Raw genomic sequence first — 17439 nt, forward strand, 5'->3', positions numbered from 1 at the left:
TAATTAAGCTGCTTATGGAATTAATCATTACTTTCTTTATCATTTTTACATTAGGTATTATTTTAGCTTTATTTTTTATGAGTTTGTATAAAATTAAATTGATTTTCGAATTTAGTTTTAGTTCCACTTCAAACTTATTTTTCAAATTTTACAATTATTTTATTTTTTCATTTTCAAAATCTAATCGGCGATTTTGTTGATGAAAGAAGTTTTTCTGTTTTTTTAAAACAGTATTATTATTTATTAAGGGTATTGGCATTCTATTTTAGAATTTATTCTAATGAAATGAATTTTATAGAAAGAATAATCAACTTTCTATAAATATTGAATGACAGTATATTTAATAGAATTACCCCCAGTTCTACTTAAACTTAAATTTTCTTTTATGAAAATTATCCCTCTAACAAATCACTCCTCAAGGAAGTCTGATTTAGATCAGTATTTCCAAAAAGTTTCAAGACATTTTTTGTTCAAAGTGAGCAAAAAGTGCTCTTTAGTATACTTTGGTATACATAATACAACATAATTTTTATTAAAGTGCAGTTTTAATTTTTGATTACTAAAAATTAAAATTTCATTCTAAATGTTTGATTATTAACAGTTTTAAAATTGCCTAAGCATACGTGCTTACCGCAACAGGTATTTTATTGTCCATTTTCTAATCTTCCAAATTATGAAAAAAATTACTTTTTACGATCTCATCTTAAAGAAGAGATTATTTGGTTTGGTGTTTTTATTGCTTCTGAGCAATATGACTTTTTCGCAAACCTTTTGTAGACCCACTTCGCATAGTATTAATAATACGGGATTATGCATTGGTTCTGGTATAACAAATGCTGGTTTTGCTTACGATGCAGAGTCAATTGCTGTACCTTCGACAGCTACATCTTTTAGTACTGTTGTAGGAGTTGGCTGTACTCTTAAGGAAACCTTGATTTTTAATCAAATTGCAAAAGCTGGTGATCAAATTGTATTATACATTGGCAGCGGTAATGATTTACTTGACTTAGAACTGCTCTCAACTGCGACAATTCAGCCATTTTTGGATAATGTAGATAGCGGTGCAGCTATTGGATTAGGCAACTCTATTCTACAGCTATCATTACTTTCTGGTAATAAGGTTGGTGTTGTACGATACACTTTGACTAAAGATGCTGATCGAATTGTTGTTAAACTTGGAGGCGGTATTGGTGTGCTTAATAGTTTGCTCCTTTATGATGTTCGCTTGCAGTTTGCTAAACCAACAATTGTTGGCGGAGAGACACAATCTGTATGTTATGGATCATCTGCAGCGCTTTCTGCAACTGCGGCTGCAGGAACAACTCTTGCATGGTATAATTCTGCAACATCGACCACGCCACTTTCTACACTTGGTACATTTACTACACCAAACTTGACAGCTACAACTACTTATTATGTAAGTACTTCGAGAATGGTTGGCTGCGAAAGCAATGAACGATTACCTGTTACTATAAATGTTATTAATCCGATACAGCCAACGATTAGTACTACGGGAACGACGATTTGTTCTGCTGGGGCAACTCAGCTAACTACATTATCTGTAATAAATCCTGTACTTGGTACAGATTATAAATGGTACGATGCAGAAACAGGGGGAAACCTTATAACAACAGGAAGTACTTATAGTCCGACAGTTCCAATAGGTGTTACAAAATTTTATGTTGAGGCGGCAATTGGAAGCTGTAAAACAACAAGAACTACGGTAACTGTTACATCAACGGCAGTTCCTGCAAATCCGACCGTATTAACTCAGAGTGTGTCAATACTATTAGGACAAAATGCAACTTTAAGCGCTTTTACAAATGAATCTGGGGTTACTTTTGATTGGTATGATGTGCCCTCGGGAGGAACCAAATTATTAGGAGACTCAGATACTTTTACGACACCTATTTTAACTGCGACAAAAACTTTTTATGTTGAGGCTCGTAATAGTGCTGCTGGTTGTGTTAGTGCAAGAGTACCTATAACGGTTACAGTTGCGGCTGCGCAAGGAAGCTGCTTGCAGGCAAACAGCCAGCAAACTTCTCAGAGCGGGCTTTGTTTACTTTGTGGTTCATCGAATCAGAATAAGTCGGTTGATGGCGATAATGATACTGCCGCAAGGCTGTCTGTACCTGTTGGACTCATTAATGATTGGGTGCAGCAGATTTTGCAATTTAATAATGCAGGTCAGGCAGGAGATGTCATCACAGTTGAGTTAGGAATTCCGGGTGGATTGGCTGATGTTGGTTTACTAACTTATATCTCTCTTGCTACTTACAATGGCGCTACATTTAATAACGATCGTACTGCCATAAACTCTCTTTTGGATGTTCAGTTACTTACTGGAGGGCGTTTTAGAGCAACTATTAAGGCAAAAGCTGCCTTTGATCGTGTTGAAGTTAGATTAGGAGGATTGGCTTTGTTATTAACCAGTCTTGACATCTATGGAGCTTCGTATAAATTTAAAGAAAGAACTATAACTGGAAATAAAACGATTTGCAGTGGACAAACAACAACATTAACAGCCGATGTCGCTTTAGGTGAATCGATTAAATGGTATGATGCTGCAACAGCAGGAAATTTATTAACAAGTACGGCTGCTTTTACAACTCCTACTTTAACAGCAAATACAACTTATTATGTCGAGGTAACTCGCAATGGATGTGTTAATAGTGAAAGGTCGGCTGTTCTTGTTACTGTAAATAATCCTGTTACATCTACTATCACGGCATCTCCGTCAAATCTTTGTGCAGGACAATCAAGTACCATAACAGTCGATTCTCCGGTTGCTGGTACAACTTATAAATGGTATGATGCATTAACTGGAGGAAATTTAGTTTTTACAGGAACGTCTTATACAACCCAAAATCTATCGACTACTACTTCTTATCATGTTGAAGCTGTGATTGGAGATTGTATAAGTCCGCGTTCATCGGTAACTCTTAATGTAAGTCCGCGACCTTCAGTACCTGTTCCTGTAAGTTCTAACGTGGTTATTCAGTCTGGACAAAGTATTACTTTAGAGGTTTCAAATCCTGTCGCTGGTGTTTCTTATAAATGGTTTGATACACCAACAGGAGGAACTCCTTTAAATCTAAGTGATGGAGCTAGTACGTATACGCCTACTCCAGCTTTAACAGCGAGTAAAACATTTTATGTTGAAGCCCGTGCTACAGCCTCAGATTGTGTAAGCAGTTCAAGAGCAGCAATCAATGTATCTGTAATTAACAGTGTTGATGTTTGTTTGAGACCCACTATACAACAAACGAGTTTGGATGGTGCTGTGTGTATAGTTCCTTGCGGTGTAACAGATCCAGATTTTTCAGTAGATGGAGATAATACTACTGCAGCAAAACTTTCTTTCGGACTTGGTATTTTGTCAACCTTAGAACAAAAGTTAATTTTTACAACAACGGGTCAAGTGGGAGATATTATAGATGTAGAGTTAGGATTGCCAGGAGGAATTGTTGATCTTGGACTTGTTTCTAATATTACATTAAGAAGTTTTAACGGTGTAACTCCAAACAATGATTTGACCACTATTGGAGCTCTTGTAAATGTTCAGTTATTAGGTGGAAACCGCTTTAAAGCAAGTTTTGCAGCAGCAGGGCCATTTACAGCAATTCAAGTAAGATTAGAAGGGTTAGTAACTGCAGCAACTAGTTTAGATATTTATGGAGCTTCATATAGATATAAAGAAGCAACTGTTTCAGGAACTACTGTTTGTGTTGGGAAATCAACAAATTTGGCGGTTACTTCAGATACAACAGGAAAAACATATAAATGGTATAATCTGCCTACAGGAGGCACTGAGCTTTCGGCACTTTCAACTTATAATACGCCGGCATTAAGTACAAGTACAACTTATTATTTAGAGGAAACACGTGGAACTTGTGTAAATTCTACTCGTCAAGCAGTGACAGTCAATGTTGTACCAGTCCCAACAGCTGCGGATATTTTAATAAGTAGTCCTTTAACCGCTTCTTGTGCAGGAGGAATTGTATTATCTCCGACATCTTCTTTAACGGGAGTGATGTTTAACTATTATGAAAATCAGAGTGACATTACACCAATTGCAAATGGGACAATAGGCGGCATAACATATTCAAAAGATGGTGTAACAGGTGCTTTAACGATTACTGGATTAACAGCTTCTAAAAATTACTATATTTCAGTATTTAATCAAGGTTCTTGCGAAAATGCAGCTGGAGACCGAAAAGAAGTGGTAGTGAATTATTCATCAACTCCAACTTTAACAGTTTCAGCAGCTTTATCAGGTTGTGCGAAAGTAAATCTAAAAGATGCTATCACAAATTTTGACAACACAGGAAATACGACTTATACTTTCTACAGTCCAATAAACACTCAAATTACAGACGAAGCGGCTGCAAATATTACTACAGGAGGAGATTATTGGATTCAGGCTCAAACGACAGGTAATAGTTGTTTATCAGCCAAAGAGAAAGTAACTGTTACAATTAATCCAGTTCCAACTTTAACAAATGTAATCACTAATAGAGTCGTTAACAAAGGAGAAGTTGTAACATTAACTGCAACGTCAAACGCAACAATAATTTGGTATGATCCGCAAGGAAATGCATTGCCATCAAATAGTACAGGAGCACTTAATACTGTTGGTGTTTATACCTATACTGCAATTGCTAATAATGGAACATGTACCAATAGTCAAACGGTAACAATTAGTGTTATTGATCCATTGGATTGTGATACTTTGTTAGAAAGAGTTTATGCAAATACACAATCTTCAGGATCAATTATTACTGGCGGTGTTTCGAATGAAGCTTTAGCGGTAGATGGTAACCCAAGTACATATTCAACAATAACTACAGGTTTAGGACTTTTGGGTATCGGAACGACATGGCAAAACCTGCAATGGCCAACAACTATTTCTAAAGGGACTCCCGTAACTGTAAAACTTGGTTTAGAAAACAGTTTAATTGCGGTAGGACAAAGTATTACAGTAGTTGGTACGAAACGTGATGGACTTGGAAATCCAATTGATATTGGAACTCTGCAATCTGTATCTGGATCATTAGTAAATTTATTATCAGGGCAAAACTCATTCGAATATACCTTCGTTCCTTCTGATGTTTCCGGTACTAAAGATTATGATGGTATTCGAGTACAATTAGGATCAGTTTTAAGTGTGGGACAAAGTATTAATGTTTATGATGCTCATTACAAAAAACAAGTAACACAAATTACATGTGGTCAGGGCGATATTGAAGATATTTTCTCAGGTGTAAGAGATTTAGGAGTTGGAGCTTTAACTACTACAGTTGGAGTTTCTCAACCGTGGAATGCTGCTGATGGTGATGTGGGTACTTACGCTACAATGTTTAGCGGAACAGGAGTTTTGGCAGCAGCCGAACTTACAGCAGCTTTTAGGACACCATCAATGGTTGGTGATAGTCTTAGAATAGTAATTTCTAAACCTGGTACAATTTTAAATCTTAATTTGCTTACAGGGTTTGTTATCCAACTTTATTCAGGAAATATTGAGGTTGGAGCACCTATTAAGAATGATAGTAATTTATTGAGTTTAAAATTACTTTCAGGCGATACTATGGCCATGACAATTCTTGCACCTCAAACACAGCCTTATGATAGAGTTAAAATTAGTTTTGGTGGTGTAGCAAGTGTATTTGATCAGCTTAGAGTACATAATATAGATCGAGTAACCAACACGAAGGTCATAGGCAGTGATATTAAAAATACGCTCACGGTCTGTCCTGGTTCTGAACTAAAATTGGAGGTAGCTCCTAAGAACTGCTCAACTTATGCTTGGTATGATTCTCCAACTGGCGGTAATGTATTGGCTAATGGTCAATCTTATACACTCCCAGCTGCAATGGCGGCGGGTACTTATAAATATTATATTCAACCTATTCGTTATGGTTGTCCCGCTTTAACAAGAGGTGTTGTAACGGTTGTGGTTAGAGCAACTACGCCAGCTGCAACTATAGCTAGTGTAAAAATAAATAATGGATCTAGTACCGTGATTTGTTCTGAAAATGGAAACGTAAGCTTAGAAGCTGTTTTAGTTACACCTGCACCAACACTTACAAATCCAGTCTATCATTGGTATAGTTTTGATGGAACAACAAGTAATTTAATAGCAGGAGAAACAGCTTCAACATTAAATGTAACAGGATTAGTTCCTGGAACCTATACATATTATGTAGGACTTAGTTCTGATGAATATTGTGAAACTGCTCCAGGCGACAGAAAACAAGTAACATTTACTATTTTACCAACTTCTCTTCCAACGGATATTTCAGTTGATAATGATTCAGTTTGTCACAATACAACAGCAACTTTAACTCCATCAAGTTCCTTGGTAAATCCGGTATTCTTTTGGTATTTGGATGCTAATAAAACGAAGCCAATTTTAACTGGTTTAATTGATGGTGTAACTTACACAGTAGATAATGCAACAGGAGTTTTAACAGCCTCTGGTTTAACAGCGGCAATGAGTCCTATGACCTACTATGCAGCGGTTAAAAGTAACAATACTTGTCCAAATAAAGCTGGTGAGCTTAAAGAAGTAACGGTAACAGTTACTGATCCAGCAACACCAACAACTGACGATAATACTCAAGATTTTTGTTTAATAAACAGTCCAAAAGTTTCAGATCTTAAGACTAATGAAGCTGATGTTGTTTGGTACGATTCGGCTACAAGTACAACACCACTATTAGCAAGTGATCTATTGACTAGTAAAATCTATTATGGAGTATTTTCTGTTCCTATAAAATTGAATCCAACGGTTTATTGTGAAAGTAAAAATAGATTAGCAATCACAGTTACCGTTACAGATCCGGGTACACCAAATATTGCAGATACCGATCAAGATTTCTGTTTAGTAAATGCACCGACAATTGCAAGTATTAATGTAAGCCCAGTAACAGGAAATGTAGTTTGGTACGATGCTTTAACAGGAGGAAATGTAGTAACATCAGCAACAGCATTAACTACAAGAACGTACTATGCAGCCTTAAAAGATGCGACAACAACTTGCGAAAGTAAAGTACGACAAGCTGTAGTTGTAAGCGTTACAGATCCAGGCACTCCAAACATAACAGATAAAGATCAAGACTTCTGCTTAATAAATGCACCAACAATTGCAAGTATAAATGTAAGTCCAGAAACGGTTGCAAATATTGTTTGGTATGATGCTTTAACTGGTGGAAATATCGTAACATCAACAACAGCTTTAACAACAAGAACTTACTATGCCGCTCTAAAAGATGCCACAACAACTTGTGAAAGTAATGTAAGGTTAGGTGTTGCAGTAAATGTATCAGATCCAGGTACGCCAAATATAACAGATAAAGATCAAGACTTCTGTTTGGTAAATGCACCGACAGTTGCAAGTATAAATGTAAGTCCAGAGACAGGTAATATTGTTTGGTATGATGCCTCAACAGGAGGAAACGTAGTAACATCAACAACAGCATTAACGACAAGAACGTACTACGCTGCATTAAAAGATGCGACAACAACTTGTGAAAGTAATGTAAGATTAGCTGTAGCGGTTACCGTTACAGATCCTGGTACACCAAATATTGCAGATACCGATCAAGATTTCTGTTTAGTAAATGCACCGACAATTGCAAGTATAAATGTAAATCCAGTAGCAGGAAACATAGTTTGGTACGATGCTTTAACAGGAGGAAATGTAGTAACATCAGCAACAGCATTAACTACAAGAACTTACTATGCAGCCTTAAAAGATGCCGCAACAGCTTGTGAAAGCAAAGTAAGACAAGCTGTCGCTGTAAGTGTTACAGATCCAGTTACACCAACAACAACTTCTGGAAGACAGGTTTTCTGTTCAGGAAATAATCCAACAGTAGCCAATATCCAAGTTAATGAAAATAATGTGATTTGGTATAACGCAGCGACTGGAGGAACAATGGTTGCTTCAACAGCACCATTAGTAAATGGAGATTATTTTGCAGCGTTAAAAGATGCTGTAACAGGTTGTGAGAGCAGTATTAGACTAAAAGTAACAGTTACTGTTGGTAATTCAATAACGCCAACAACTAATAATGCAACACAGGAGTTTTGTTCAACAACTACACCAACTATTGCAAGTATTCAAGTAAATGAAAACGGCGTAACATGGTTTAGTAATCCTAACGGAGGAACTGCTATTTCGGCATCAACAGTGTTAATTTCGGGAGTATATTACGGAGAAATCATTGATGCAGCAACAGGATGTAAAAGTGCGACTCGATTAAAAGTTACAATTACAGTAACAACTCCAAGTCCAACACCAACGACAACAGATACAACACAAGATTTCTGTTCAACTGCTTCGCCTACTGTCGCAAGTATACAAGTTAATGAAGCAAATGTAATTTGGTATAACACCCAAACCGGAGGTACTGCTATTCCAGCTTCTACAACTTTAGCGACTGGAACTTATTATGGAGTAATAGCAAGCAGTACAAACTGCGAGAATCCTAATAGATTAGCGGTTACAGTAACTGTAAATACACCTGGAAGAATTACAACACCAAGAACAGCACAAGTATTCTGTTTAGCAGCGTTACCAACATTAGCTAATATTCAGGTTAATGAAGCAAATGTGGTTTGGTATTCAACACCAACAGGAGGAGTTCCATTAACTGCAAGTACATTGTTAACTGCAACCACATATTATGCAGATGCACTTGCTAATCTAACAAATGGTTGCGGAGGAAATTCTAGATTAGGTGTAACAGTTAGTTTTGAAAATGATGCTTTAGTTCCAATTACAACCAATGATGATACACCATGTGTTTTTCAAGGTGTGACTTATTCAATAGCAAATGGAAAATCAAATTACGTTTGGTCTGTAACTAATGGAACCATTATTAATGGCGGCGGAACATCAGATGATGATGTAACAATTTCATGGTCAGATATTGGACCGGGCAAAGTTCAAGTTACTTATGTCAATACTTGTAATGAAACTACCACCAAGACTTTGGGTGTAACAGTTGCGACTTGTTCAGATATAACAATTACAAACACAGTCGACAATCCAACACCTAATTTTGGTGATCATGTAACCTTTACAGTGACCGTAAATAATGTAGGACAAGGTAGTTTTATAAATACCATTGTCAGCGAATTGCTGCCTAGCGGTTATGATTTGGTAAGTTCAAGTACAACAATAGGAGTTTATGACCCAAAGACACAACTTTGGACGATTCCAACGTTGAATTCTGGTCAAAGTGCAACACTTACAATCGTTGCTGAGGTATTGCCAAGTGGAAATTATTTGAATGTGGCTACAATAGAAATTTCAACGCCACTAGATGTTGATGCTTCAAATAATTCAGCTTCAGTTTCGGTTACTCCAATCTGTTTGACTGTTTACAATGAATTTACGCCAAACAATGATGGTGCAAATGATTTGTTTAGAATTGATTGTATCGAATCATATCCAAATAATGAGCTGAAAGTTTATAACAGATATGGAGCATTGGTATACAGTAAACAGCATTACGAAAATGATTGGAACGGAACGGCCAACGTGTCGGGAGTAATTAATAGAGGAGATATGCTGCCAACAGGTACTTATTTTTATGTGATTACCATTGGAGATGGAACGGTTAAAAAAGGATGGTTATCTATTATGAGATAAGCGTTTTGATTAATCATCTAATTAATTAAACTAAATAAGTATCGTTATGAAACTATATATAAAATCATTAGAAACGTATTTTGTAATAATATGTTCTTTAATCACATTTTGTGCAACTGCGCAGCAAGATCCAGAGTACACACAGTATATGTACAATACAATGGCGGTAAATCCAGCTTATGCTGGGTCTACCGGCAATTTAGAAGCAGCTCTTTTATATCGTTCGCAATGGATTGGAATTCCTGGAGCACCAGAAACACAGTCATTTTCTCTTCAGACACCACTTCGCAATGAAAAGATTGGTTTAGGATTAAGTGTTGTAAATGATAAAATTGGCCCGTCAGATGAATTGTATCTAGATGGAAACTTCTCTTATTCGATTCCTTTAGGCTACGAACAAAGATTAGCGTTCGGATTAAAAGCTGGTATGCGAATGTTAAATATAGACTGGTCAAAAGGGAGATACTATGACTCAAACGATGTTTTACTCAATCAAAACATTAACAATCAGGCAAAATTGGCTGTTGGAGCAGGAGTGTATTACTATACTGATAAATGGTATGTAGGTTTATCAGTTCCTAGTTTTATTCAAAGCACTTATTACGATGATGTTCAGGAATCTGTTGATTATGACCGTTTACATTATTATTTAATGGGAGGTTATGTTTTTGACCTAAATCCAAACTTAAAATTCAAGCTGGCATTTTTAGTAAAAGCAGTAAGCGGAGCACCGCTTACTGCTGATATTTCGGCAAATTTTATGATTGCCGAAAAATTTGTAATCGGTGCATCGTATAGAACAGATGATTCTGTAAGTATTTTAGCGGGTTTTCAAATATCTAAGAGTTTTTATTTAGGATATGCTTTCGATTACACGGTGAGCCAGCTAAATAAATATAACGATGGAACTCATGAAATCATTTTGCGTTACCAGTTCAACAAAGGTCAAAGTAAAATTAAATCTCCTCGATTCTTCTAAAATTAAAAACCTATGAAAAAACTATATATCCTTGGTTTAGTATTGAGTTTGACATTTGGTTTTGCTCAAACTAATTTAAAAAAAGCCGATGCGCTGTTTAGAAACTATTCTTATCTCGATGCTTCAAAAGCCTATGAAGAATGTTTACAAAACATTAAAAAGCCATCGACACAAACGCTAAAGAACGCGGCCGATTCTTATTATTTTATATCCGATGCTCGAAATGCCCTTAAATGGTATAAAAAACTGTATGAAGCTCAGGATAATAATATGACAGACGTTTATTATCTGCGATACATCCAAACAATGAAAGCAGTTATGGATTATGATGATGCTGATAGAATTACGAAAGAGTATCTGAATAAAAAAGGAGATCAAAAAGAGATTAATCGCTATTTGACTCAGAAAAAACAAATGGACAGTTTAGCGAAAACAAAATCGCTGTATCAGATTAAAAACTTGGATATAAACACCAATAAGTCTGATTTTGGAGCTACTTTTTTTCAAGATAAAATCGTATTTACATCTGCAAGAGATACAACAAAATTTAGTCAAAAATTATACAACTGGAACAATCAGCCATTTCTAAACTTATACATTGCCGAAAGAAATGCTGCTGATGGAAATTTGCTCAACGCAGAATTATTTCTTCCAAACGTAATGACAAAGTACCATGAAGCTACAGCAACATTTGACAGCAGCGGAAAAACCATTTATTATTCGACAAATATTGTAAAGAAAAAGAAATTAGTAATTGACGAAAGTAAAACGAATAACTTTCAGATTATTAAGGGTTCAATAGTTAATAATAAATTAGAAAATTCTGAAAAAGTTTTCTTTGACAGTGATGATTACTCCGTAGGACATCCTTCTTTAAGTGAAGACGGTCAATTGCTTTTCTTTGCATCCGATATGCCGGGCGGGTTTGGCGGAACAGATTTATATGTGGTAAAAATTGCAGCCGACGGCACAATGAATTCACCTAAAAATCTAGGGCCGAATATTAACACTCTTGGTAATGATCTTTTTCCATTTTTTAGAAACGGAACATTATACTTTTCTTCAGATGGACATTACGGATGGGGAGATTTAGATGTTTATGAAAGTACATTATTAGACGACGGAAGTTTTTCTATACCGCGAAATCTTGGAGCTCCTATTAATAGTAATAAAGATGACTTTGCATTTATCATTGATAAAACCGAAAGCTTTGGCTACGTTTCATCAAATAGAGCTGGAGGAAAAGGAGACGACGATATTTACTCGTTTATAAAAGGAAAACCTATTTGCAATCAAAGTATATCAGGTGTTGCAATTGATAGAAAGTCTAAGCTTCCTTTGACAGATGTCGTAGTAATGGCATATAATTCATTCAGCGAAGTGTTGGGAGAAACAAAAACAAATTTCGAAGGTAAATATGCTTTAACAGTTCCGTGCGGAAAAGTAATTAAAATGATTGCTGCAAAACCAAATTACAGCAGTGATGAAAAAACCGTCGAAACTACCAATGAAAACGAAGGAGAAATTAAAGATGTCAACTTCGAACTTAGTAATTATGATGATTTAGTAGTTAAAAAACAAGGAGTTGAAAAAGTAGATGTAAAACCAATTTATTTTGATTACGACAAATACGACATTACTCCTTTAGCTATTGAAGAACTCTCGAAAGTAGTATTTATTATGAAAAAATTTCCAAATATCCGCATCAAAATTGAGTCACATACAGACTCCCGAGGAAAAGATGCTTACAATATGAAACTATCAGACAACAGAGCCAAATCGACTCGTGATTATATTATTTCACAGGACATTGATCCTTCAAGAATCGAAAGCGCCATTGGTTACGGCGAAAGCAGATTAATCAATAAATGTAAAAACGGCGTAAAATGTACCGAAGAAGAGCATTTATTAAATAGACGTTCAGACTTTATTATTATCCAAAAATAGCGTTATATTTGTAATCTAATTACTTGGTAATCAGTATTTAAAATATAAAACGTAGAAACCATTTGGAAGTTGGTTTTGTTTAATTCTTTTTTAAGAATAATGGACAAGAAGAAAATCAGGCTGCATGATTTTGCAGCTTGATTTTTGATTTTAAAAACTTTCAATTCTTATGCTTTTTGAACAAAAAATAATCCTAATTTTGATATTCAATTATTCTCGATCAAAATCAGCATCATTTTATTATTTATGAGTATCCAAGAAAACATTCAATCTTTAAGAAACGAACTAAATCAGCACAATTACAACTATTATGTGCTGGATAATGCCACAATTTCAGATTATGATTTTGATCTTAAATTAAAAGAATTACAAGATTTAGAAAGTAAATATCCTGAGTATTTTGACGAAAATTCACCTACACAACGTGTTGGAGGAACCATAACAAAGAATTTTAAAACCATTGCACATCAGTACAGAATGTACTCGCTTGATAATTCCTATTCAAAAGAAGATTTAATTGATTGGGAAAACCGTATTCAACGTGTTTTGGGCAATGTAGACTTGCAATATACTTGTGAGTTAAAATACGACGGAGCTTCAATTAGTATAACATATGAAAATGGAAAATTAGTTCAAGCTTTAACCCGTGGAGATGGTTTTCAAGGAGATGAGGTAACCAATAATATTAAAACAATCAAGTCAGTTCCTTTGCAGTTAAAAGGAAATTATCCTGAAAAATTTGATATTCGTGGAGAAATCATTCTCCCGTTTGCAGGTTTCGAAAAAATGAATCAAGAATTAATAGAGATTGGCGAAACACCGTATTCAAACCCAAGAAATACAGCTTCAGGAAGTTTAAAATTGCAAGACAGTGCCGAAGTTGCAAAACGTCCGTTAGAATGTTTATTATATTTTGTAACAGGAAATGATCTTCCGTTTACAACCCAATATGAAGGATTAGAAGCCGCAAGAAATTGGGGGTTTAAAGTACCAAAAGAAGCCAAATTAGTCAATAACATGCAAGAAGTGTTTGAATTTATTGATTATTGGGATGTACACCGTCATGAATTACCTTATGAAACAGATGGTGTAGTAATAAAAGTAAACAGTATTCATTCGCAGGAAGAATTAGGATATACCGCTAAATCGCCGCGTTGGGCAATAGCATACAAATTCAAATCGGAACAAGTTTCAACAAAATTAAAGTCAATATCTTATCAAGTGGGGCGTACCGGTGCTATTACACCAGTTGCAAATTTAGAACCTGTGCAATTAGCAGGAACCATTGTAAAAAGAGCCTCATTGCATAATGCAGATCAGATTGAGAAACTTGATATTAGAATAAACGATACCGTTTTTGTTGAAAAAGGAGGCGAAATTATCCCTAAAATTATAGCAGTAGATTTAGATAAACGCCCAGAAAACTCAGAAAAAACAAACTATATTACACATTGTCCCGAATGTCAAACCGAGTTGGTAAGAAACGAAGGCGAAGCCAATCATTACTGCCCTAATTTTTATGGTTGTCCGCCGCAGATTATTGGAAGAATTCAGCATTTTATATCAAGAAAAGCGATGGATATTGAAGGATTGGGAGGCGAAACAGTTGCCCTGCTATTCAATAATGGTTTAGTGCATAATTACGCAGACCTTTATGAATTGAAAGTTGAGGACATTCTTCCATTAGAAAGAATGGCGCAAAAATCTGCTGAAAACTTGGTTAAAGGAGTTCAAAAATCAAAAGAAATTCCATTTGAGAGTGTTTTATTTGCTCTTGGAATTCGTTTTGTTGGAGAAACCGTTGCAAAAAAATTAGCCAAACATTATAAAAACATTGATTCACTTAGTCAAGCCTCTTTAATGGATCTAATTTTAGTAGATGAAATTGGAGAAAGAATTGCTAAAAGTGTTATAGAGTTTTTTGAAAACGAAGAAAACAAACGTATTATTGAGCGTTTAAAAAGTTATGGAGTTCAATTTGAAATAATTGAGAAAATCAACCCAAATGCTACTGAGAAATTTATAGGAAAAACTTTTGTTGTTTCTGGAGTCTTTACCACATTTTCTAGAGATGAATTAAAGAAAACAATAGAAGATAACGGCGGGAAAGTAGGAAGTTCTATTTCTGCAAAAACCGATTTTGTAGTAGCAGGAGATAATATGGGACCAGCTAAATTAGAAAAAGCAAACAAGCTGAATATTCCAATATTATCAGAGGAAGATTTTATAAACAAATTGAATGAAAGCGAATAAACCATCGTTGATTTTATTTTTTTCAGCACTGCTGTTTACAGTCATTTTTGATTGGACAGGGCAGGATTTTTTAGCAATCTATGCTAAAGCAATCGTGCTTCCTGCAATTTTTATTTATTTTTTGATAAGCAACGATTTCAAGATTAGAAAAACCGAAGGATTTATTTTTCTGTTTTGTTTTATAGGACAGGTTTTCGATCTTATGGACATCGAAATTTCTGAAATAGGAGGAGTGATAAGTTTCTTGATTGTATATCTGTTAATCATGAAACTTTTCATTTTCGAACATGAAAAAATAATACTGAAAAAAAAGGACATTCTGCCAATATCTATCGTAGTAATATTTATTGTATACCTTTTAATTTCAGTCCTGAGTCTGCAATTTGATAAAATGAAAAGATTTAATGCAGTCTATACCATTTACGGTATAGTACTTAGTGTAGTAAGTTATTTTTCATTTGTAAGTTATATAACAAAAGGAACATTTTTGGCGCTGTTAATGTCCCTGATGGCAATAAGTTATATTTTTTCGGATATATTCTATATTTTCAATGAATATTTTTCGTACTCAATTGTATTAGTCTTAATTCGAGATGTAACCCAAATCCTGGCTTACTATTTTATGGTCGAATATTTCCTTGAAAAAGAGAAAAATAATAGAAAAGCATTATACAACAATTGATCTAGCTTGATTGCTGTGCGCTTTATCTTTATCAAAGTAAAAATCAATTCGGCCTAAATTTATTCCGTAGCAGCCAACTTGATTTACCAATACATTTTCTCCCGCCTTGTTTTTAACAATAGTAGGTTTGTCTAGAAAAGTATGCGTGTGACCGCCAATTATTAAATCAATATCCTGAGTAAGTTCAGCCAATTTTAAATCGCAAATTTTAGCAGAATCATCTCTATACTTATAGCCTAAATGCGAAAGACAAACAACTAAATCACATTTTTCCTCTTTCTTCAATAATTGAGTCATATCCTGAGCAATTTCGACAGGATCATTATAAACAGTTTCCTTATAAAGTTGTTTATCAATTAAACCCGCCATTTCAATGCCAAGACCAAAAACACCAACCTTAATACCATTTTTATTAAAAATCTTATAAGGTTTTACAAGCCCGTTCATGACCGTATTTTTAAAATCATAATTAGAACAAATAAAATCAAAAGAAGCATGAGGCATTTGTGCATACAAGCCATCCAAACCATTATCAAAATCATGGTTTCCTATGGTCGATGCATCATATTTCATCATACTCATTAACTTAAATTCAAGTTCGCCTCCATAATAATTAAAATAAGGAGTTCCTTGAAAAATATCGCCCGCATCTAATAAAAGAACATTTGGATTTTCCTGACGAATAGATTCAATAAGTGCCGCCCTGCGAGATACACCGCCTTTGTTTGGATTACGAGGATCATCAGCTGGAAAAGGATCTATATGACTATGAACATCGTTCGTATGAAGAATTGTTAAATGTTTAACATCGTTACTTCCAAAACTGCTTAATGATAACCCTAAGCTTAATAAAGCAGTACTTGCAGCGGTTTTTTCGATAAATTCTCTTCTTTTCATTGTATGTTTTTTTGTGGGAACTTTTTATTTTGGTGTTTTCTTTACCATGAATTTCCCGAATTTTTACAAATTTTAAATTGTCAAAAAAATAATTCGTGTTAATTCGTGCAATTCGTGGCGAACTTTTTTACTCTTCTGTAATGCGAATATCTTTGGGAGCCGGAATAGTATCAACTTGCTTGAAATAATCAATAAGCACATTTCGAAGCTTATAATTCAAATCAAATTTCTGAACATTTTTCTGGAAAAAAATCATACTGTCTCCACCATTTGCCAAATAATCATTAGTAGCAACATAATAAACCTTGTCTAGATCAAGAGGTTTACCTTGAATAAGTATGTTTTTAGCCGTTTGATCCTTTGCAATAGTAAACGTCATTCCAGATAAAGGATGAGGTTTTTTCTCCTTAATAATATAGGCAGTCATTTCTAAGATCTGCTGTCCTTTTAAAGCCAGAACAACAAGATTATTTTCAAAAGGCATAATTTCAAAAGCCGATCTTGTAGTAACATTACCCTTTGGCAAAATAGCGCGAATACCGCCGTGATTTAAAAAGCATAAATCAATGTCTTTTTTTTNNTTTTTTTTCACGAGCCTTAAAAACAAGATTTCCTCTCTCTAAACAAACATCAGCCATTAAGCAGCCTATGCTCGTTTGCCATTTGCCGGTACTTTTGTCAAGAGTTTCAGGGCAATAAGCTAGAATACTATCTAAGTCTTTGTTTATATGATCGCGATAAGGCTTTATAAAAGACTCAATTTCTGGTGTTTGTGCACTTTTTTCGGTAACTGGAATTTGTTTTCCTTCTATTTTTGTTAGATTGTATTTTTTAGTACTGCAGGAAAATATTGAAAAAAGTGTTAAGAATATAACAAAAAGTTTTAAAAATCGGTTATACTTTTTTAGTTTTACCATTTTAAATGCGGCTTAAATAATTAATTTTGTAATTTGGTAAAAGTACTATGTTTTTAAATTATATAAAGGAATTTTTTGTAAAAAAATCATTAAAAAATAA

The 17439-nt window shown here is 34.7% G+C and carries 7 protein-coding genes; 5 read left to right on the plus strand and 2 right to left on the minus strand.

Going from position 1 to position 17439, the window contains the following annotated elements; all coding sequences use genetic code 11:
- Positions 1 to 673: 673 nt before the first annotated feature.
- From B0A75_RS20090 to B0A75_RS20110, 5 genes are all read left to right on the plus strand, one after another.
- Positions 674 to 9664: an Ig-like domain-containing protein gene (locus B0A75_RS20090; RefSeq protein ID WP_244284436.1), complete on the plus strand. Its 8991-nt coding sequence runs from the start codon at positions 674 to 676 to the stop codon at positions 9662 to 9664.
- 46 nt (positions 9665 to 9710) lie between these two features.
- Positions 9711 to 10643: a PorP/SprF family type IX secretion system membrane protein gene (locus tag B0A75_RS20095; protein ID WP_089056052.1), complete on the plus strand. Its 933-nt coding sequence runs from the start codon at positions 9711 to 9713 to the stop codon at positions 10641 to 10643.
- 12 nt (positions 10644 to 10655) lie between these two features.
- Positions 10656 to 12590, plus strand: a complete 1935-nt coding sequence (locus tag B0A75_RS20100; protein ID WP_089056053.1) for an OmpA family protein — start codon at positions 10656 to 10658, stop codon at positions 12588 to 12590.
- A 246-nt stretch (positions 12591 to 12836) separates the two neighbouring features.
- Entirely contained in the window at positions 12837 to 14843 is a 2007-nt protein-coding gene (gene ligA / locus B0A75_RS20105) for an NAD-dependent DNA ligase LigA (protein WP_089056054.1), read from the plus strand.
- Positions 14830 to 15525, plus strand: coding sequence for a hypothetical protein (locus B0A75_RS20110; RefSeq protein ID WP_089056055.1), 696 nt, complete (start codon positions 14830 to 14832; stop codon positions 15523 to 15525). Before ligA ends, B0A75_RS20110 begins: the two co-directional genes overlap by 14 nt.
- On the opposite strand, the gene B0A75_RS20115 is transcribed toward B0A75_RS20110, so the two are convergent.
- Together B0A75_RS20115 and B0A75_RS20875 are read right to left on the minus strand one after the other, a co-directional pair.
- Entirely contained in the window at positions 15511 to 16422 is a 912-nt protein-coding gene (locus tag B0A75_RS20115; RefSeq protein ID WP_089056056.1) for a bifunctional metallophosphatase/5'-nucleotidase, read from the minus strand. The genes B0A75_RS20110 and B0A75_RS20115 overlap by 15 nt on opposite strands.
- A gap of 127 nt (positions 16423 to 16549) precedes the next feature.
- On the minus strand, positions 16550 to 17014 hold the full coding sequence (locus B0A75_RS20875) for a 5'-nucleotidase C-terminal domain-containing protein (protein ID WP_449404170.1): 465 nt from the start codon (positions 17012 to 17014) through the stop codon (positions 16550 to 16552).
- Positions 17015 to 17439 lie beyond the last annotated feature (425 nt).

The organism is Flavobacterium oncorhynchi, assembly GCF_002217355.1.
In the GTDB taxonomy this organism is placed as follows: Bacteria; Bacteroidota; Bacteroidia; order Flavobacteriales; family Flavobacteriaceae; genus Flavobacterium; species Flavobacterium oncorhynchi.

Coding starts and splice junctions, on each gene's coding strand:
- B0A75_RS20100 (WP_089056053.1), top strand. CDS start 10,656: ATGAAAAAACTATATATCCTTGGTTTAGTATTGAGTTTGACATTTGGT.
- B0A75_RS20110 (WP_089056055.1), top strand. CDS start 14,830: ATGAAAGCGAATAAACCATCGTTGATTTTATTTTTTTCAGCACTGCTG.
- B0A75_RS20115 (WP_089056056.1), bottom strand. CDS start 16,422: ATGAAAAGAAGAGAATTTATCGAAAAAACCGCTGCAAGTACTGCTTTA.
- ligA (WP_089056054.1), top strand. CDS start 12,837: ATGAGTATCCAAGAAAACATTCAATCTTTAAGAAACGAACTAAATCAG.
- B0A75_RS20090 (WP_244284436.1), top strand. CDS start 674: ATGAAAAAAATTACTTTTTACGATCTCATCTTAAAGAAGAGATTATTT.
- B0A75_RS20095 (WP_089056052.1), top strand. CDS start 9,711: ATGAAACTATATATAAAATCATTAGAAACGTATTTTGTAATAATATGT.